This window comes from Luteimonas mephitis DSM 12574 (genome assembly GCF_000422305.1).
Taxonomy (GTDB): Bacteria; Pseudomonadota; Gammaproteobacteria; order Xanthomonadales; family Xanthomonadaceae; genus Luteimonas; species Luteimonas mephitis.
On the sequence record NZ_KE383817.1, the window covers coordinates 318,662 to 336,232 of the forward strand.

17 protein-coding genes and 1 tRNA gene are annotated in these 17,571 nt (G+C 69.3%); 7 read left to right on the forward strand and 11 right to left on the reverse strand.

Annotated elements, in window-relative coordinates; all coding sequences use genetic code 11:
* Nucleotides 1–210: 210 nt before the first annotated feature.
* The 8 genes from H570_RS18375 to rsmD form a co-directional block, all read right to left on the reverse strand.
* Nucleotides 211–984 carry a TMEM43 family protein gene (locus H570_RS18375; protein WP_169447790.1) on the reverse strand — a complete coding sequence of 258 codons (774 nt, stop codon included), beginning with the start codon at nucleotides 982–984 and terminating at the stop codon, nucleotides 211–213.
* Nucleotides 985–1,004: 20 nt separating this feature from the next.
* Nucleotides 1,005–1,892, reverse strand: a complete 888-nt coding sequence (locus H570_RS0115160; RefSeq protein ID WP_027081478.1) for an MBL fold metallo-hydrolase — start codon at nucleotides 1,890–1,892, stop codon at nucleotides 1,005–1,007.
* A 124-nt stretch (nucleotides 1,893–2,016) separates the two neighbouring features.
* A complete protein-coding gene (locus tag H570_RS0115165; RefSeq protein WP_027081479.1) occupies nucleotides 2,017–2,595 on the reverse strand; it encodes a hypothetical protein in 579 nt (192 codons plus the stop codon).
* 47 nt (nucleotides 2,596–2,642) lie between these two features.
* Nucleotides 2,643–4,397 (reverse strand): gamma-glutamyltransferase, encoded by a 1,755-nt coding sequence (gene ggt, locus H570_RS0115170; protein WP_027081480.1) that lies wholly within the window; start codon nucleotides 4,395–4,397, stop codon nucleotides 2,643–2,645.
* A gap of 129 nt (nucleotides 4,398–4,526) precedes the next feature.
* Nucleotides 4,527–4,784: a YfhL family 4Fe-4S dicluster ferredoxin gene (locus tag H570_RS0115175; protein ID WP_027081481.1), complete on the reverse strand. Its 258-nt coding sequence runs from the start codon at nucleotides 4,782–4,784 to the stop codon at nucleotides 4,527–4,529.
* Nucleotides 4,785–4,935: 151 nt separating this feature from the next.
* Entirely contained in the window at nucleotides 4,936–5,451 is a 516-nt protein-coding gene (locus H570_RS0115180; RefSeq protein ID WP_245559624.1) for a hypothetical protein, read from the reverse strand.
* 35 nt (nucleotides 5,452–5,486) lie between these two features.
* Entirely contained in the window at nucleotides 5,487–5,990 is a 504-nt protein-coding gene (coaD, locus tag H570_RS0115185; protein WP_027081483.1) for a pantetheine-phosphate adenylyltransferase, read from the reverse strand.
* Nucleotides 5,987–6,628 carry a 16S rRNA (guanine(966)-N(2))-methyltransferase RsmD gene (gene rsmD / locus H570_RS0115190; protein ID WP_027081484.1) on the reverse strand — a complete coding sequence of 214 codons (642 nt, stop codon included), beginning with the start codon at nucleotides 6,626–6,628 and terminating at the stop codon, nucleotides 5,987–5,989. Before rsmD ends, coaD begins: the two co-directional genes overlap by 4 nt.
* An 88-nt stretch (nucleotides 6,629–6,716) precedes the next feature.
* On the opposite strand from rsmD, the gene ftsY reads away from it, so the two are divergent.
* The 5 genes from ftsY to H570_RS0115215 all read left to right on the forward strand — a co-directional run bounded on the left by ftsY (nucleotide 6,717) and on the right by H570_RS0115215 (nucleotide 12,461).
* Nucleotides 6,717–7,964: a signal recognition particle-docking protein FtsY gene (gene ftsY / locus H570_RS0115195; RefSeq protein ID WP_027081485.1), complete on the forward strand. Its 1,248-nt coding sequence runs from the start codon at nucleotides 6,717–6,719 to the stop codon at nucleotides 7,962–7,964.
* Nucleotides 7,965–8,092: 128 nt separating this feature from the next.
* Complete coding sequence (locus tag H570_RS0115200; RefSeq protein WP_027081486.1) at nucleotides 8,093–9,343, forward strand: AsmA family protein; 1,251 nt, start codon at nucleotides 8,093–8,095, stop codon at nucleotides 9,341–9,343.
* Nucleotides 9,344–9,460: 117 nt separating this feature from the next.
* Complete coding sequence (locus H570_RS17860) at nucleotides 9,461–11,053, forward strand: methyltransferase regulatory domain-containing protein (RefSeq protein WP_051176471.1); 1,593 nt, start codon at nucleotides 9,461–9,463, stop codon at nucleotides 11,051–11,053.
* A gap of 44 nt (nucleotides 11,054–11,097) precedes the next feature.
* Nucleotides 11,098–12,186, forward strand: a complete 1,089-nt coding sequence (gene mutY / locus H570_RS17865; RefSeq protein WP_051176472.1) for an A/G-specific adenine glycosylase — start codon at nucleotides 11,098–11,100, stop codon at nucleotides 12,184–12,186.
* A complete protein-coding gene (locus tag H570_RS0115215) occupies nucleotides 12,183–12,461 on the forward strand; it encodes an oxidative damage protection protein (RefSeq protein WP_027081487.1) in 279 nt (92 codons plus the stop codon). The genes mutY and H570_RS0115215 overlap by 4 nt, the downstream gene beginning before the upstream one ends.
* Here the strand turns inward: H570_RS0115215 and H570_RS0115220 are convergent.
* Nucleotides 12,434–12,874 (reverse strand): DUF6491 family protein, encoded by a 441-nt coding sequence (locus tag H570_RS0115220; protein ID WP_027081488.1) that lies wholly within the window; start codon nucleotides 12,872–12,874, stop codon nucleotides 12,434–12,436. The genes H570_RS0115215 and H570_RS0115220 overlap by 28 nt on opposite strands.
* A gap of 172 nt (nucleotides 12,875–13,046) precedes the next feature.
* Between H570_RS0115220 and H570_RS0115225 the strand changes: the two genes are divergently transcribed.
* Both H570_RS0115225 and H570_RS0115235 read left to right on the forward strand, forming a co-directional pair.
* Nucleotides 13,047–13,122: transfer RNA gene (locus H570_RS0115225), tRNA-Phe, on the forward strand.
* Between the two features lie 445 nt (nucleotides 13,123–13,567).
* Nucleotides 13,568–13,840 (forward strand): hypothetical protein, encoded by a 273-nt coding sequence (locus H570_RS0115235; RefSeq protein WP_027081489.1) that lies wholly within the window; start codon nucleotides 13,568–13,570, stop codon nucleotides 13,838–13,840.
* 55 nt (nucleotides 13,841–13,895) lie between these two features.
* On the opposite strand, the gene H570_RS0115240 is transcribed toward H570_RS0115235, so the two are convergent.
* Together H570_RS0115240 and H570_RS0115245 are read right to left on the reverse strand one after the other, a co-directional pair.
* Nucleotides 13,896–17,090 carry a phage tail tape measure protein gene (locus H570_RS0115240; RefSeq protein WP_211219128.1) on the reverse strand — a complete coding sequence of 1,065 codons (3,195 nt, stop codon included), beginning with the start codon at nucleotides 17,088–17,090 and terminating at the stop codon, nucleotides 13,896–13,898.
* Nucleotides 17,091–17,361: 271 nt separating this feature from the next.
* Nucleotides 17,362–17,565, reverse strand: a complete 204-nt coding sequence (locus H570_RS0115245) for a hypothetical protein (RefSeq protein ID WP_027081491.1) — start codon at nucleotides 17,563–17,565, stop codon at nucleotides 17,362–17,364.
* Nucleotides 17,566–17,571: the final 6 nt, after the last annotated feature.

The following is a 17,571-nucleotide window of genomic DNA, read 5'->3' on the forward strand; positions in this document are numbered from 1 at the left end:
ATGGGGCGCTCCTACGCGCGCGACCAGGCCTGGCGGATGGGCGGGTGCGGGCGCACTCCGGACAATTAGCTCCAGCTCGCCAGCTTCGCGAGGGAATCCCGGCTGGCGAACATCCGGTTATCCACGACCCTTGCTTCGAGAGGCCTGGCCCTCGTGGATCCCCGCCTGCGCGGGGATGACGACAAATGTTCCGGGCACGGCCGCGAATTGCTAGGTGTCCGACCTGCGCCGCCGCGCGACGATCGCAATCACCAGCAGCACGACGAAGATCGGCGTGACGACAAACGGCCAGCGCGGCCGTTCGCGGGCTTCGTCCGGCTGCGCCGCTGTCCCGGCGGCGGCCGGCTCCGCGGCAGCGGACGCAGCCACGGGCGTGCGCAGCGTCCATTCACCGTCGCGCAGTACCAGCCTGTCTGCCAGCGGTGGCAGGACCAGCGCGCGCCAGGTGACGCGCAGGTCGCCGATCCGCGGCGCCAGCGGGTTCTCGGCGCTGCCCAGGCCATCGCCTTCGGGCTGGAACGTCGCCGACATGTTGCCCGGCAGCGCGGAAAAGTTGGGACGGAAGGATTGCCACTTGCCCAGCGCAGCAACCACGTCACCGGACAGCGGCCGGCCGTCGACGCGGACCGGCGCGCGCCACTCGCGCTCGCGCAGCGGCATCTCGCGCGGATTTTCGTGGCCCGGCGCGAAGCCCGACGAATCCACCCGCGCGCCGCGCCATTCCAGCGCGTAACCGCTGCCGGCGCGCGTCCACTGGTACATCTCGACGTGGCGCTGCAGGCCGGCGTGTCGCGTGCTCACGCCAAAGTCCGCATCGCGCAGCACCTTGCCGACCTGGACGTCCCCGTGCGGCGCCGAGCCCTCGCCACCCTCGCCCGCCTGCTCCGCCTGCGCGAAAGGCGCCGGCAGCCAGATCATCGCGCACAGCAGCGGCGCCGCCCACCACGGCCGCGCGCGCACGTTGCCGTCGAGCGGCACGTGCACGCGGCAGCCGCATCCCTGCATCAGCCCAGCGCCCTCGCGTGCAGCTCCGCGGTTTCGTGCGTGGTGCCGAAACGACCCCTGTCGTCGCGCACCAGCCGTGCCAGTGCGACCGCCGGATCGTGGGTGAAAAACAGGTGCACGTTGCGCTCGAACTTGTCTTCGAGGAACGCCCGCTTCTCGTCGATCAGCAGTTCGGCATTGCGGTCGTAGCCCATCGTGATCGGCACGTGCACCCACGGCTTGCCGGGTACGAGGTCGGCGCAGAACACGACGCCGCCATGAGCCTGCCCGCCGACGCGCTCCGGGCCGAGGATCTCGGCCAGCATCAACCCGGGCGTGTGGCCGTTGCTGTAGTGGAAGCGCACCGCATCGCCCAGGGTGCGCGAACGGTCGCCCTCGACGATCTCGAGCCGGCCGCTGTCTTCGAGCAGCTGCGGCAACTCAGGGATGTAGCTGGCGCGATCGCGCGGATGCGGGTGCCGCGCGCGCTGCCACTGCTCGGCGCCGACGAGGAACCTGGCATTGGGGAACAGCAGTTCCGGTGCGCGCCCTTCCGACCACGCCGCCAGCAGGCCACCGGCATGGTCGAAGTGCAGGTGCGACAGCACCACCACGTCGATGTCCCCGTGCTCGAAGCCGGCCGCGCGCAGCGATTCGAGCAGCACGTGGCGATCCTCGACCACGCCGTAGCGCTCACGCAGCTTCGGCTCGAAGAACGCACCGATGCCGGTCTCGAACAGCACGGTCTTCCCCGCCAGCGGGCTGGCCAGCAGCGCGCGGCATGCCAGCGGGATGCGGTTGGCATCGTCGGGCGGCATCCACTTGGCCCACATCGCACGCGGCGCGTTGCCGAACATCGCGCCGCCGTCGAGCTGCTGGCTGTTGCCGGAAATCGACCAGAGTTTCATGTCGTCCTGATCCGTGATCGCGTGCCGGGCATGTTACCGCGCCGATGCTTGAACGGATGCCGACCGCGCCCATCGAGCCGTGGCGCGAGCGAACACGTCCACTCCTACCGCAAGCACTGGCGCGCTACTCTGGGGCCGCCGAAAAATACAGCACGAACGCCCCCTTCTCCGGCACCGTCGCGGCCACGGCCAGCGGTGCAAGCGCGCCGGTGCCCAAGAGCACTCCCTCGCCCCGCGCATCGGGTTCGCCCTCCACCAGGCGCAGGCGACTGCCGCGCCAGGCCTTGACCACGAGGCGCGCCGGCTTGCCCGGCACGATGTCCACGTTGCTGCCCACGTCCTTCGGCAGCGCCACGTTGCGCCCGCCGGTGTCGTCCAGCTCGTCCTGCTGGAACACGAACAGCGGCTGGCCATCGAGCTCCACCGCGAAGCGCCAGTCGGTGGTGCCGATCGAACCATCGTGCTGCACGGCGATGCGGTCAAGGCGCAAGTGCACGGTGCGCGGCGCGGACGGCTCAGAAGCGAGCGCCGGCGCGGCAACGGCCACCTGCGGCGCCGACGGTTGCGCCACCTGCTGCGGAGCGTGCTGCCGGTCGTTGCGCACGTTGACGTAGACCGCGGTCAACGACGCGATCAGGGCCGCGGTGCCGGTCAGGATTGCCGGCACCAGGTGCAGCACGGGTTTTTTCTCGGGGTCCGGCATGCGGATGCTCGTTGTTCGGTGACGCGCGGAATCCAGTTCCCGGGCACCTAGCGCCGGGGCGACGACAACTCCACCTTCGCCGCACCCACCGGGTTGCGCGGGTCGGTGCCGCCGGACAGCGTATCGGTGGCCTTGTCCCACTCCACGGTCTGCATGTTGCCCCAGACGTGGCTGGAACGGCGCCCGTCGTCGCCGGCTTCCTCGCCCGGCACCTTCACCGCGTGCCCCATCGCGCGCAGGCCCTCCACCACCTCCGGCGTGAACGCATCGGTCTCGGCGTCGATCAAGTCCGGCATCCACTGGTGGTGGTAGCGCGGCAGCGCCGCGACCTGCTGCGCCGAAAGGCCGTCGTCGTACCCCAGGATGCCCAGCAGCACCATCGTGATGATGCGGCTGCCGCCGGGCGTACCGAGCACGGCGACCTTGTCGTCCGATTCCATGAACGTCGGCGTCATCGAACTGAGCATGCGCTTGCCCGGCTCGGGTGCGTTGGCATCAAAGCCCATCACGCCGAAGGCGTTGGGCGTGCCGGGCTTGAGCGCGAAGTCGTCCATCTCGTCGTTGAGCAGCACGCCCGTACCCGGAGGGATCAGGCCCGAGCCGTACAGCAGGTTGACCGTCTGCGTGGCGGCGACGCGGTTGCCATCGGCGTCGATGATCGAGAAGTGCGTGGTCTCGTCGTCCTCCATCGGCGTCTGCTTGCCCGAGAGCATGTCGCTGGGCGTGGCCTTGTCGGGATTGATCGTGGCGCGCAGGCCGGCGGCGTAGTCGCGGCTGGTCAGCGTGCGCTGCGGGATCTGCACGAAGTCCGGATCGCCGAGGTAGAAGGTACGGTCGCGGTAGGCGCGGCGCATCGCCTCGACCACCAGGTGGGTGCGATGGGTCGGGTCGAGCCTGGCGAGATCCCACGGCTCGAGGATCTGCAGCATCTCGGCCAGCGCGATGCCGCCCGAGGACGGTGGCGGCGCGGTGGTGATCTTCCAGCCGTCGTAGTCGAACACGATCGGCGCGCGTTCGCGCACCTGGTAGCCGGCCAGTTCGGCGGCGGTCCACTTGCCGCCTTCGTCGTTCACGCCCTTGAGCAGCTTGCCTGCGGTTTCGCCGCGGTAGAAACCGTCGAAGCCCTTGTCGGCCAGCAGTTCCAGCGTGTGCGCAAGGTCGGGCTGGCGGAAGATGTCGCCTTCGGCAATCGGCTTGCCGCCGGCCAGGTACACCGCGCGGGTGCCGGGATAGCGATCCATCACGTCGCGGCGCGCGGCATAGCCGCGGGCCATGCGCGCGTAGACCGGGAAACCTTCGCTCGCGATCCGGATCGCCGGCGCCAGCGTCGTCTTCAGCGGCAGCTTTCCGTACTTTTCGGCCAGGTGCACGAATGCCGCCGGCAGGCCGGGAATGCCGGCCGACCACGGACCGTTCATGGCCCGGTCGCGGTTGAAGTCGCCGTTGTCGAGCAGGTATTCGGCCTGGGTCGCCGCGGCCGGCGCGGTCTCGCGGGCATCGATGAAAACGTCCTGCCCGGTCTTCGCGTCATGCAGCAGGAAGAAGCCGCCGCCTCCCAGCCCGGAACTGATCGGCTCGACCACCGACAGCGTCGACGACACCGCGACCGCGGCGTCGAATGCGTTGCCGCCTTCGCGCAGGATCTGCAGCCCGGCGTCGGTAGCCAGGGCGTGGCCGGAGGCGATGGCAGCGCCGGGCGGATGCGTGGCCGGCGTTGTCGGCGTTGCGGCATCCCGCGGCGCGGCCATGGCGGGAGCCAGTGCGAACAGCGCGACGAACAGAAGTTGGGCGATGGATTTCATGCGGACTCCGGTCAGGCGGGTTGTTGCAGGCATTCGACGTTTCGCAAGCCCGTGCGGCGCGTCCCCGGGAACGCGAACCGCACCATCATCGTCGTTCGCCGGTGACGGCAATCGTCGGTGGGCCGCCGGTCAGGCAATGCCTTCTCCCTGCAGCCGCCGCAGCTTGGCCAGCAGGTTCTCGCGGCTTTCCGGATGGTCCGGGTCCGGGTCGATGCATTCGACCGGGCAGACCACGACGCACTGCGGCTCGTCGAAATGGCCCACGCACTCGGTGCAGCGGGCCGGATCGATCACGTAGATCAACTCACCCTGCGAGATCGCCTGGTTGGGGCAGGCCGGCTCGCAGACATCGCAGTTGACGCACAGCTCGTTGATCTTGAGGGACATGCTGGTGGTGTGAGCGGCCGAGCAAGGCGCCTGGGCCCTGCTGCTTCTTCAAAAAGGGAGGCCGGAGTGGGAGGGAGTCGCTGCGGCTCAGGTGACCGCCCGGTTCACCGCCCCCATTCCGAACCTCGCTCGAAGGAGCGGCTTCAGTGCGTCACTTCGCTTCGATGAACACATAGTCCACGCCGGCGGGGCTGACGGCGGCCTTGACCCGTTCGTTCTCGGCGGCGTCGCCGATGAACAGCACGCGCACGCCCTTCATCGTGTCCGCCGGCACGTCCTTGAACGAGGCCACCACGATGTCGGCCATCTTCGCCGAGGCCGGCGAGGCGTAGGCCAGCATGTTGCCGGCGATGATGCCGCGGGCGACGTCGGTCTCTGCCTTCTCGGCGAGACGCTCGTAGGAGCCCTCGAAATCCTCGGAGCTCTCGCCCGGCAGCAGGTACACGAAGGGCTGGTTGCTGATGCCGCCCATGTTGCGGGTCACCGCGTCGGACACGTAGGCGCGCCACGCGCTGATGTCGTCGCCGGTCGGCGCAACCAGCGGTGCCTGCACGGCCTTCTTCGGCGCCTCTTCCTTCTTGCATGCCGCGAACGGCACCACGAGGCAGGCGACGAGGAGGACTTGCAGCGCGCGGTGGCTCAGGATGTTCATGGAGAAGGTTTTCATGGTGCTCCCCTGGACAGGTGGTTGGAGGGTAGTGCTCATTCTCGGGCCCGCTTCCACTCGGCCTGCAGCGCACGCGCCACGGCCGGTGGGACGAAATCGCTGACATCGCCACCCAGGCGCGAGATCTCGCGCACCAGCGACGACGAGATGAATCCATACTGCTCGGCAGGGGTCAGGAACAGGGTCTCGACCTCGGGGATCAGGTGCCGGTTCATGCTGGCCAGCTGGAACTCGTATTCGAAGTCCGACACCGCGCGCAGCCCGCGCAGCAGCACGCCGCCGCCGACTTCCTTGACGAAATGCGCCAGCAGCGAATCGAAGCCTCGCACCTCGACGTTGCCGTGGCGTGCCAGCGCTTCGCGCGCCAGGTCCACGCGCAGCGACAGCGACAGCGCCGGCCCCTTGCCCGCGCTCTCGGCCACGCCCACGATCAATCGCTCGAACAGCGGCGCGGCGCGATCGACCAGGTCGACATGGCCGCTGGTAATCGGATCGAAGGTGCCGGGATAGACGGCGATGCGGTTGCGGGCCACGCTCATGGAGTGCTCGTCGCGCTGTCGTCGGAAACCTGCGCCAGTGTAGCAGCGCCCCCGCCGGATCGACGGTACAGGGCGTGGCGTGCGTCGCGGCTGCCGCCTTCGCGGTGCAGGCGCCAACCCGCGCCGGGCTCGACCGGACGATCGGCGGGCGATTCGAGGTAAAGCCAGGCGTCGTCGGCCAGCCACGGCGGCAGCGCCGCCAGCACCGCGTCCCAGAGCGCGTCTTCGAAGGGCGGATCGACGAACACGACGTCGAACCGGCCGTGCAGGGGCGCGTGCAGCAGGGACAGTGCGTCGGCGCGCACCGGTTTGGCCTCGTCACCCGCGTGCAGGCGCTCGACCGTGGTCCGCAGCGATTCAGCCAGCCCCGGGTCGCGCTCCACCAGCAACGCCTCGCTGGCACCGCGCGACAGCGCCTCCAGGCCAAGCGCACCGCTGCCGGCGAACAGGTCCAGCACCCGAGCGCCCGGTAACACGGGTTGCAGCCAGTTGAACAGGGTTTCGCGCGCGCGGTCGGACGTGGGCCGCAGCCCGGGCAGGTCGGGGACCGGCAGGCGAGTGCCGCGCCAGCGCCCGCCGATGATGCGCACGCTGCCTTCGCCGCGGCGCGGAGCGGGCTTCGTGCTGCGTGGTTTCATGCGGTCGCTTCGATCGGCGGTGCTACCATGATCGGCCATTTTCCGCGTTCGCGCGGACAAAACCATTCCCCCACCGCATTGGCGACAGATGGTCAGTTTTTTCCGCCGCAGGAAGGACAACGATGCGGCCGCCGGCACCCCTGGCGAACCGCGCAAGAGCAGCCTCGACATCGAGGCGCTGGCCGCGGCATTCCCGAAGCCCCAGGGCACGCCGCAAACCGATGACGCCACCGGTGCGGATGCGCATCCCGTAGCGCCCGGCGCCGCCGCGGACGCCGTGCCGGAACCTGCACCTGCCCTGCTCGCGGACGCAGCGCCGGCGACCTCCGTCGCGCCAGCATCGACCGTGGTGCCCAAGCCCGCGCCACAAGGATCCGTGGCGCCGCAGGTGCAGGAAAAGCCCGCCGCCGCGCCCGGCAAGCCCGGCTGGCGCGAGCGCCTGCGCGGCAGCGGCATCGCCCGCGGGCTCGGCGGCCTGTTCTCGCGCAACCCGAAGCTCGACGACGACCTGCTCGACGAGATCGAAACCGCGCTGATCACCGCCGACGTCGGCGTCACCGCCACCACGCAGCTGGTCGAGCACCTGCGCAAGCGCATGAAGGCGCGCGAATTCGCCGATGCGCGCGCGCTGCTCGTGGCGCTGCGGGCAGAACTGGTGGCGCTGCTCGAACCCGTCGCCAGACCGCTGGTGGTCGACGACGCCAGCAAGCCCTTCGTCATCCTCACCGTCGGCGTCAACGGCGTCGGCAAGACCACCACCATCGGCAAGCTGGCGCGGCGCTACAAGGACGAAGGCCGCAACCTGATGCTTGCCGCCGGCGACACGTTCCGCGCCGCGGCCGTCGCGCAGCTGCAGGCCTGGGGAGAGCGCAACGGCGTGGCGGTGGTCGCGCAGGGCCAGAACGCCGACGCCGCCTCGGTGGCGTTCGACGCGCTGCAGGCCGCCAGGGCGCGCGGCGTTGACGTGCTGATCGCGGACACCGCCGGCCGCCTGCACACCCAGCAAGGCTTGATGGCCGAGCTGGGCAAGATCAAGCGCGTGCTCGGCAAGCTCGACCCCGCGGCGCCGCATGAAGTGCTGATGGTGATCGACGGCACCACCGGCCAGAACGCGCTGTCGCAGCTGCGCCAGTTCCACGCCGCCGCCGGCGTCACCGGGCTGGTGGTGACCAAGCTCGACGGCAGCGCCAAGGGCGGCGTGGTGTTCGCGCTGGCGCGCGAGTTCGGCATCCCGATCCGCTACGCCGGCATCGGCGAACGCCCCGAGGACCTGCGCGTGTTCGACGCCGAGGCCTTCGTCGACGCACTGCTGCCCGGTGAACTGGGCAGCGCCTAGCAAGGCGACGCGTCGCCTGCCGACGCCGCCGGCACCTCGCGGGAGCGGCTCCAGCCGCGAGCCGCCTGCGGCGGTGTCCGGCGACATCACCGGCGTGCGACACACGTCGATGCCAGCGAAGCGGCACGATGCGTAGACCCGTCAAGCTGCTGCTCGCTGCGGCAGCCATCGCGCTGCTGCTCGCCTTCGCCCTGCACTCGCTCCTGCAGCCCCGGCGCGTCACCGGCTTCGTGCTCGACGCCCTCGGCAAGTCGCTGGGGCTGGAGATCACCGCCACCGGCGCCAGCGAGTACCGACTGCGCGGCGCCCCGCTGCTGGTGGTCCGCAACGTGGCCGTGCGCGAACCGGGCGCCGGGACACCGCTGCTGCGCGCGCAGCGCATGTCCGTGTCAGTGCCCTGGTCGACGGTGCGCAGCCGCGGCGCACGACTCGACATCACCCGCATCGAACTCGATGCGCCCGTGCTCGACCTGCCTGCACTGCAGCACTGGCTGGCGTCGCGGCCACGGGGCGAAACGCGCATGCCGACGCTCAGTGACGGCCTGCAGATCCGCAACGGACGCATCGATGGCCGCGACTGGCGCGTCGACGGCATCGCGATCTCGCTGCCGCGATTGCATCCGGAGCAACGCGTCGGCGCGCAGTTCAACGGACGCTTCACGTCTGGCGACCTCGCCCTGCGTTTCCGCCTCGCGATCGCGATGACGCAGCCGGCCAACAACGCCGGCATCGCCGTCGTCGGCCCGGTGACCGCGTCCTCGGGCGACTGGCGCCTGCCAGCCACGCTGCACCTGTCCGCACCACTGCACTTCGGCGACGACGGCGTCCGCAGCGCGCGCATGCGCGCGCGCATGGGTGGCCGCTACGAGTCCGGCGACACCCGCCTGCCGTTCGCCTTCGCCATCACCTCGCCGCTGCTGGTGCGCGATGGCACCCTCGCGCTCGCGCCGGCGGGCATCGCGCTGCGCGGCGGCGACATGGTCCCCGACCTCGATGCCGGCGGCCGGATCGCCTACGGCAAGCGCCTGCTGCTCGACCTCGACGGGCGACTGGCCGACTGGCCGGCTGCCTGGCCGGCATTGCCGCCACCGATCGGTGGGTCGCACGCGCCGCTGCCGTTCACCCTGGACTACCTGGGCCGCGACAGCCTCGACGACGTGGTGACCCTCGGGATCCGGCGCCGCACGGCGCGTTTCGATACCCGCTTCCGCATGCCCGTCATTGCCCGATGGATCGCGTCGCCAGCCAGTGGTTCGCCGCTGCCTCCGCTCGCGGGGCGCCTGGTGGTGCCGCAACTGGACGTTTCGGGTGCCCGTCTGGAGGGAGTCGAGGTGGAATTCCAGGACGCATCGGCGCCCCCGGCCGTGCAGGATCGCTAGCATCCGCGACAAGCCGTCTTTTGCGCACGACGCTGCAGGCGGCTGGCGCACCCATCGACTGGCTAGAATCATTTGATCGCCGGCAATCGTGCCGCCTGCAGCGAGACACATGGATCCATGCAAGACAACATCGATCTGATCCAGCAAGCGTATGACAACCAGCCATACCTGTCGCTGCCGTTCCCGCAGTGCGCACCAGAACGCATCGCAGCGATCGCGCACCTGTTCGGCCTATCCACCCCGGACCCGGCGACCGCCAGGGTGCTGGAACTCGGATGTGCAGCAGGCGGCAACCTGATTCCCTACGCCGCGCGCAACCGTTGCGCGAAGGCGCTTGGCGTGGACCTGTCCGGACGCCAGGTCGCTGACGGCCAACGCATGATCCAGGCGCTCGGGCTGGACAACATCCAGCTCAGGCAGGGCGACATCGCCAAGCTCGCCGAATCCCCCGGCACGTTCGACTACGTGATCTGCCACGGGGTCTACAGCTGGGTGCCGGCACACGTGCGCGACGCCATCATGCGCATCTGCGAGCGCCAGCTGGGCCCCAACGGGGTCGCCTACATCAGCTACAACACCTACCCGGGCTGGAAAGCCAAGGAGGTCATGCGCGACGCGATGCTGTTCCGGAGCGTCGGCCAGCCCGACCCGCGACTGCGCCTGCAGGCGGGGAGGTCGATGGTCGATTTCCTTGGCCGGAGCGTCGTTCCCGACAGCGTCATCGCGCGGATCATCGGCCAGTACGCACCCGCGGTCCGGGATGGTCGCGACGACTACGTGGCGCACGAATTCCTCGAGCCCAACAACCTCCCCTGCTATTTCCACGACTTCCTGGCCCACGCCGCGGACCACGGGCTGGCCTACCTCGCCGAAGCCGAGGTCTCGACGATGTTCGCCACCAACCTGCCGCCCGACGTGGCCGAGCCACTGCTGAAGGAGTTCGGCGGCGACCAGCGCCAGCTCGAACAGTGCATGGACTTCATCCGCAACCGCGAGTTCCGGCAGACACTGCTGTTTCGCGAAGGACTGAAGCGCAGTGCAGGCTACCGGCTCGACGAACAGCGGCTGCGCGGACTGCACTACACGGCCGATCTGCCGTGCCTGGACGGAGCGGCCAGATATGATGCGCACCCGCAGCGGTTCGGCAGCACGAGCGCGCACGTGGCGACACTCGCCACCCCGGTCTTCAAGGCCGCCGCGGTCGCGCTCACTGAGGCGTGGCCGGGAACGCTGTCGGTCGATGCGATGCTCGCCGGCATCCGGGACAGGATCGGCGCACCGTCCGAGCAGGTCGAGCCGCAACTGCTGCCGTTCCTCGGCATGCTGGTCAGGCGCGGCATCGGTGCCTTCCGACTCCAGCCCGTCCCGGGATCCCGCATGGCCGGCGCGCGACCGTTGGTTCCGGCCATCACGCGGCGCCACGCCGCGCTCCTGGCGGTTTCCGGCAACGGCGGCCATGTCTTCAATGACTGGCACGAACCCGTGATGCTCGACGCCGCGTCGATGGAGATCCTGCCGCTGCTCGACGGCGCGCATGGCGTCGACGACATGGTCGCCGCGCTGCGGAAGGCAACAGGAGTGGACGGGATTTCCGGCCCGGCGGCACCCTCGCCGGCAGCCGCAGCCGCAGCCGCAGTATCGGATGTCGAGCTGCGACGCCGGATCGAGGGTTTCCTCGTCCAGCTCGAGGACATGAAGTTGCTGCAATGACTCGCCAGGCTTCGCAGTCTACCCGCAAGCAACGTCCGGCCGCGGTGCCCGCGGCTTCGCCGGTGGACGACACGTTCGCCGCCCGGCTGCTCGCCTGGTTCGACGTCTCCGGTCGCCACGACCTGCCCTGGCAGCACCCGCGCTCGCCGTATCGCGTGTGGCTGTCGGAAATCATGCTGCAGCAGACCCAAGTGCGGGTCGTGGTGCCCTACTTCGAACGTTTCGTCGCTGCGCTGCCGGACGTGGCGTCACTGGCCGCGGCGCCGCTCGACAACGTGCTCGCCCTGTGGTCGGGGCTGGGCTACTACGCCCGCGCGCGCAACCTGCACGCCGCCGCGCGCGCCTGCGTCGAACGCCACGGCGGCGAATTGCCGCGCGATTTCGACGCACTCGTGGCCCTGCCCGGCATCGGCCGCAGCACCGCCGGCGCGATCCTCTCCCAAGCCTGGGGCGAGCGCTTCGCGATCCTCGACGGCAACGTCAAGCGTGTGCTCTGCCGCTACCACGGCGTCGACGGCTGGCCGGGCCTGCCGAAGGTGGAAAAGGCGCTGTGGGACATCGCGCACTCGCACCTTCCCGCGCGGCGGCTCGCCGACTACACCCAGGCGCAGATGGATTTCGGCGCCACTCTGTGCACCCGCCACGATCCGGCGTGCGTGCTGTGCCCGCTGCAGGACGATTGCAACGCGCTGGCCGCCGGCCGCGTCGCAGAGCTGCCGACACCCAAGCCCGCCAAGGCGCTGCCCGAACGCGACGCCCACGTGCTGCTGCTGCGCGACGCCGGTGGGCGCGTGCTGCTGCAGCGGCGCCCGCCCACCGGCGTGTGGGCCGCGCTGTGGTCCTTGCCCGAAGCCGCGACGCACGAAGCCGCGCGCGACTGGTTCGGCACGCATGTCCGCGGCAATTACGATCATGGCGAACCGCTCGACGCGATCGCGCACGGTTTCACCCATTACCGGCTCACGCTGCAGCCACTGCGCTGGCATCGGGTCGCGATGCGACACGCGGTGGGCGACAATGACGACCTGCGCTGGGTGTCACGCGACGAACTCCACGCGTTCGGCATCCCGGCCCCGATCAGGACGCTGCTCGAGGCGCAGCTCCGCCCCGACCCCGAGGACCCGCCAACATGACGCGCACGGTGCACTGCCAGTACGAAAACAAGGACGCCGAAGGCCTGGACTTCGTGCCGTGGCCCGGTGAACTGGGCAAGCGCGTGTTCGCCGGCATCGGCAAGCCCGGCTGGGCGGCGTGGCTGGCGCACCAGACCATGCTGATCAACGAGAACCGGCTCTCGCCGCTGGACCCGAAGCACCGCGCCTTCCTTGAAGCCGAGATGGAGAAATTCCTGTTCTCCGGCGGCGCCGACAAGCCCGCCGGCTACGTGCCGGAAGACTCCGCCGGCTGATCGCGCGCGGTCTTCTCGGCCTGCTTGATCGCCTTGACGTCGAGCGGGCGGATCTCGCTGATCTGGCACGGGATGACCATCGAACCCGAACCGCGCGGGATCACCTTGTCGAACTTGGCGCTGACCCGGTTGAACTGGTTGGTCACGGTAATGGCGGGCGCGAAATCGAGATCAGGGCAGCGCCCGGACAGTTCGAGCAGCCAGGCTTCCGATGGCTTGGTCCACACCGCGACAGCGCTGTCGCCCAGCGGCGTCCAGCCGTTGATCTGGCCGAAATACTGGAAGCTGCGCACCGGTGCGCCAGCGTGCGCGCGGTAGGTGGCCAGCTTGTCGGCGTCGCTGATGCCGGTGCTGGCACAGGCCGCGGTGACGGCCGCCAGCAGCAGCGACGCGATGGCAGGGAAGGGTTTCATCGCGGCTCCTCTTCGCGGGTGCGATGGGTCGGGAGCCCCGATCATGCACCCGGCGCGCCCATGGCCGGGTCAAGCCCGCATCGGCCATTCAGCCCGGATGCGGATTGGCTTGCCGCCCGCCGCCCCGCCCCGTATCATCTCGCCCTCGCACGGCCCAGCGCCGAAGCGTTCCGGCCGGGTAGCTCAGTTGGTAGAGCAGGGGATTGAAAATCCCCGTGTCGGGGGTTCGATTCCCTCCCCGGCCACCATGAAATCAGAGAGTTAGACGAAAAGGGCCGCAAGGCCCTTTTTTATAGTCCGGCCATAGTCCGGTGAATTCGGTCAGAGTTTTCTGACACGAGGACACGGCATCCGCCTGACTGACACGCGCGGCGCGGATCGCACCCTATGTAGGCCAGCAACGCGCGGTACGCCTATTCGGATTATGCATAGACCAGCTCCCTGGCCACGTACGTGCCGCCGTTTCGCCCCTCGACTGTCGCGACCGGCAAACTCTGCACATCCGTAGAGTTTCCCTTAGCGAGAATAAGCTCGGTGACCAGGTCTTCCGTCTGTCCGAGTCGGTCGTCATCCAGCCGCGCGGGCACTTGCAGGGATGCGGTGCTGCTGGCTCTTCCCTGGCCAATGCGAGACTTTTTCTGACCCCCTCGCCGCTTGGTCGCCGTAGGCTTCCACCACAACCGGAGGGAACCCATGCGCATCATCCTCGCAGTCCTGCTTGCACTGGCCAGCACCGCGGCCCTGGCCGACTTCAGCGTCCGCTTCGATCGCGGCGTCGTCACCGTCGGCGACAGCGCCGGCTCCGTGATCCAGAAAGCTGGCCGGCAGCCCGATCGGATCGTGCAGTTGCAGAATGCATACGGCGCCGCCGTCGGCGAACGCTGGGAGTACTACTTCAACGGGAAGCAGGTGAACCTCACGTTCAGTGGCGGCAAGGTCACCGACATCACCGAGATCCGCAGCTAAGTCGCCGTGCGGCGATGGGGTGGTGATCCGCCACCCCGCCTGGCATGCGGTGACGTCACCTACGGTTCCCTCGGATGCTGACGGAGCGACTGCGCTCGATCATCTGCAGGACGCGAGGGGCGACGAGATCGGCGATGCGCTCGGCGTACTCGATCTCCGCCGCGCTTGCTGAAGCGAACAAGTTCTTGCCCGGAAGTTTGAACTCGACCTCGACCTTGGACACCGCCGGCGTATCCAGCGCGCGCGCGGGCTCCACCCTGGTGTTGGCCTCAGCCTCTCGTGCCTCGCGCACCTGGCTTTCAGCCTGTTCGCGCGCGCGATCGGCCTCTTCCTGCTGCCGTTTGGCCTCGTCGCGCAGGCGCTGGATCCTTTCGGCCGTGCCGCGCAGCGTGGCATCGTCCAGGTAGTCATACTCCCGTCGCAGCGCCTCGAGCTCGCCGGCGAGCGGGTCCAGGTGGGCCAGCTGGGCGTCGAGCGAGCCGTTCAACTCGTCCAGCGCCTTCTTCTGCTCCTGGATGCGATGCGTGACGTTGTTGAACAGGTCATCCCAGGCAGACGTGCCGGCCCAGCTGTTGAGCGAGGCGTAGGCGCGCGTCGCCGCCTCCGAGAGCCCGCTCATGGAATAGCTGACCTGGTCGACCTGCTTGGCAGCCTTGCCGGCCTGGGCTCCGGCCTCGCCGGTAGCCTCGCCCATCTTCTGGGTATTCGCCGCGGCTTGTCCGGCCGCCGCGCTGGCGCTGTTGAGCGAGCTGGCCGCCTTGTCCGCGCCGGCGGCCACCTGCTCGCCGGCACCGCGGCCTGCCTCACCCATCGTCCCCAGGGCGTCGGTCACCTGCAGCACGGCGGCCTGCACCGAGAGTTCGGCATCTACCCGTCCCTTCGCCGATGCATCGCTGTCGGCGACGGCAGCGCGCGCGGCCTGGGCATAGCGCAGGAAGGCGCGGCGGGCGTCCTCGACGGTCGCCTCGCCGTCGGAGACCGCTCGCCGGATGATCTCGAAGTTGCGTTTCGCGGACTCGGAAGCCCGGTTCAACTCTGCCTGGGAGGTGATGCCCAGGTCTGCGAAGGCCTGCTTCACCCGCTCGGCGCTTGTCTGCATGTCGCCGGCGGCCGCCTTGGTGGCAGCTGCAGCGCCGGTAGCGGCCGCGGCCTGGCCGTCCAGCGCCGCCGAAGCGCGCACGGTGATGGTGGCCAGTTGGGTAATCGACTCGCCCGCGGCGTCCGCCGCCTCGCCGGCGCCCCGGGTTGAAGCGTCCACCCCGGTCGCGGCGCGGGCCAGGCCCTGCGCCGCGGCGATGGCCTCGTCGAAATTCTTGGCGAAGCGGTCCCCGAATTCGTTGGCAACGGCATTGAGGCCGCCGGCGATCTCGTCGAGCTTCACGCTGGACTTGTCGAGGATCCCCACGAACTCGAGGAACTTGCGCGAGGCCCCGTACTGGATATCCCCCAGCTTGGCCATGATCGCCGCCAGCTTGGTCACCGATCCGGCGACCAGGAGGATGCCCGCCTGCACGGCGTTGAACACCACCTGGAACGAGCGGCCGACTATGACCACTGTGTCGACGATCTCGCTCAGGCTGTCGCGCAGCTCGGCGATCGTTTGCTTCGCGTCGCCCACCGCGTTGCGGATGTCGACGGCCAGCTGGTGGAAGTCGATGTTCTCGAGCAGTTCCCGCGCCGCGGCCGCGCCCTCGACGAACAGATCCTTGAGCGCACCCTTGATCTCCTCGAACTCAGGCGTCTGCGCGAAGGCCTCGAGGGCATCGGACAGCTCGAACAACTCCTTGCGCAGGGGCTCGAGCAGCGGTTCGACCAGGGAGCGCCGGGTGCGATCGAAGGTGTCCTTGATCGCTTCCATGGCCCCGGGCAGGTTGTCGCCCATCTTCCGCGCCGTTTCCTCCGCGGTTCCTGCAGCGTTTCGCAGGTCGGTGTCGAGCTGCCGCAGCGCGGCGCCGCCGTCGCTGACCAGGGACATGATCGCCGGCCGCGCCGCCGCGTCGAGCTTCAGCAGCGCGTCCTGGCCAAGCTTGCCCCGCTTGCTCAGCTCCTCGATGACCTCGCTGAAGTCCGACGTCTCGATCCCGAGATCGCGCAGGGCTTTGGCGAAGTTGCTGGCCGGGTCCTGCATCTCGGTGAAGACGTTGCGCAGGGCCGTGCCGGCGCGTTCGCCCCGGTAGCCCTGGTCGGCCAGCGCCCCGATGATCGCCACCGTCTGCTCGGTGTCGAGGCCCAGCTGCTTGGCCAGCGGCGCCGCGTAGCTGAGCGCGTTGGCGAGGGCGGTGACGTTGTCGGTCGTGGTGTTGGCCTCTTTGGCCAGGATGTCGGAAACACGAGTTGCCTGGTCTGCGGCGAGGCCGTACTGCGTGAGCGTGGTGGTGATGATCTGGGCGGCGTCGGCGACACCGAGCCCCGCGGCCTGGGCAAGGTTGAGCGTCGCCGGCAGGGTCGCGATCGCTGCCTGCGCGCTGCCGGTGGCGCGCGCGAGCTCGCCCAGCCCTTGCGCCGCCTCGAGGCTGCTGAAGCGCGTGGCAGCGCCGCCAGCCTCGGCCGCCTCCTTCATCCGCACCATCTCGTCGGCGGTGGCGCCGGAGACGGCCTGCACCTGGGTGAGCGCGTCCTCGAGGGTCGCCGCGGAGCGCAGCGCGCCGCTGAACAGCGCGGCGCCGCTCAGCGTGGCCAGCGTCTTGACTGCCGCGGTCGCGGCACCCGACACCAGGGCGAGCTTGCTGGCGATGAGCGCGAGCGATTTCGCACTCTTGCCGGCGGCGCGCTCCAGCGCGCTCACACCACCCGCCGCTTCCCTGCCGTCCTTGGCCGTGCGCTTCATTGCATCGGCGGCGGTGCCGGCGCGGCGGCTGAACCCGCTGAACTCCTCCTGCAGGTCTGCGTAGGCGTCACCCAGCTTCTCGGTGTCCACGCCGGCCGCGCGCAACGCGCCGGAGGTGCGCTGTAGCTCTGCCTGCTGTCGGTTCTGCTTCTTGGTGAGCTTCTCGACCTCGGCCGCAGCGCGCGCAAGCGAACTCTGCAGCTTCTTGGTCGGCGCGTCCGTGCGGTCGACTTCCGCCCCCAGGGCGGCCATGCGCTCCTTCGCCTTGCGCAGGGCGTCGCCGGTCTCGGTGATCGAGGCCTTGAGCTTGGTGAAGTCGCGGATGCTGTTGGCGGTGTCGGAAAGCTTGTCGAGTTCCTCGACGAGCTGCTGCGTCTGTTCAGCGGAGGCGCCGGAGCTGGTGCCCAGCCGCTGCAGGCCCAAGCGCAGCGCCTCGACGCCTTCCTCGCCTTCGGTCTCCAGTACCAGGCGGATGACTTCTTCCAACCCCTTGCGTGCCATCGTCGGCTCCTATCGAGAAAAGAGAAAGCCCCGACCCGTGTGCATGAACGGGCCGGGGCATGCCTGGTCACTCGACTGAGATCGTGCAATGAAGCGCGGAGTCCGAGCCCAGGCTGCCGGTGTTATTGGCGACACCGCCGGCTGGTCGCAAGTGAGGGCCTGCTCCCGTCACCATGGATCCTGTCGGCGGCGCCTATTCGGCGGATTGCGCATCCCCAACCGCCGCACACAAGAAATCGAATGCGGCTTGGCCAGTACCGTGCTTGAACCGCACGTTCACGGTTTGCCCGCCGACCAGAAGCACCTCGATGACTTCGTCGTGGCCAGCTTCGCGCACCCCCGAAAAGCCCGCGATTCCGGTAGGGGTGAAAAAGTAATCACTGAGCTGGATCAGCATTTCGTT

What these genes read in the sequence shown, in the direction of transcription:
- H570_RS0115160 (WP_027081478.1), bottom strand. Translation starts at nt 1,892, where the DNA reads ATGAAACTCTGGTCGATTTCCGGCAACAGCCAGCAGCTCGACGGCGGC.
- H570_RS0115165 (WP_027081479.1), bottom strand. Translation starts at nt 2,595, where the DNA reads ATGCCGGACCCCGAGAAAAAACCCGTGCTGCACCTGGTGCCGGCAATC.
- ggt (WP_027081480.1), bottom strand. Translation starts at nt 4,397, where the DNA reads ATGAAATCCATCGCCCAACTTCTGTTCGTCGCGCTGTTCGCACTGGCT.
- H570_RS0115175 (WP_027081481.1), bottom strand. Translation starts at nt 4,784, where the DNA reads ATGTCCCTCAAGATCAACGAGCTGTGCGTCAACTGCGATGTCTGCGAG.
- H570_RS0115180 (WP_245559624.1), bottom strand. Translation starts at nt 5,451, where the DNA reads ATGAAAACCTTCTCCATGAACATCCTGAGCCACCGCGCGCTGCAAGTC.
- coaD (WP_027081483.1), bottom strand. Translation starts at nt 5,990, where the DNA reads ATGAGCGTGGCCCGCAACCGCATCGCCGTCTATCCCGGCACCTTCGAT.
- rsmD (WP_027081484.1), bottom strand. Translation starts at nt 6,628, where the DNA reads ATGAAACCACGCAGCACGAAGCCCGCTCCGCGCCGCGGCGAAGGCAGC.
- ftsY (WP_027081485.1), top strand. Translation starts at nt 6,717, where the DNA reads ATGGTCAGTTTTTTCCGCCGCAGGAAGGACAACGATGCGGCCGCCGGC.
- H570_RS0115200 (WP_027081486.1), top strand. Translation starts at nt 8,093, where the DNA reads ATGCGTAGACCCGTCAAGCTGCTGCTCGCTGCGGCAGCCATCGCGCTG.
- H570_RS17860 (WP_051176471.1), top strand. Translation starts at nt 9,461, where the DNA reads ATGCAAGACAACATCGATCTGATCCAGCAAGCGTATGACAACCAGCCA.
- H570_RS0115215 (WP_027081487.1), top strand. Translation starts at nt 12,183, where the DNA reads ATGACGCGCACGGTGCACTGCCAGTACGAAAACAAGGACGCCGAAGGC.
- H570_RS0115220 (WP_027081488.1), bottom strand. Translation starts at nt 12,874, where the DNA reads ATGAAACCCTTCCCTGCCATCGCGTCGCTGCTGCTGGCGGCCGTCACC.
- H570_RS0115235 (WP_027081489.1), top strand. Translation starts at nt 13,568, where the DNA reads ATGCGCATCATCCTCGCAGTCCTGCTTGCACTGGCCAGCACCGCGGCC.
- H570_RS0115245 (WP_027081491.1), bottom strand. Translation starts at nt 17,565, where the DNA reads ATGCTGATCCAGCTCAGTGATTACTTTTTCACCCCTACCGGAATCGCG.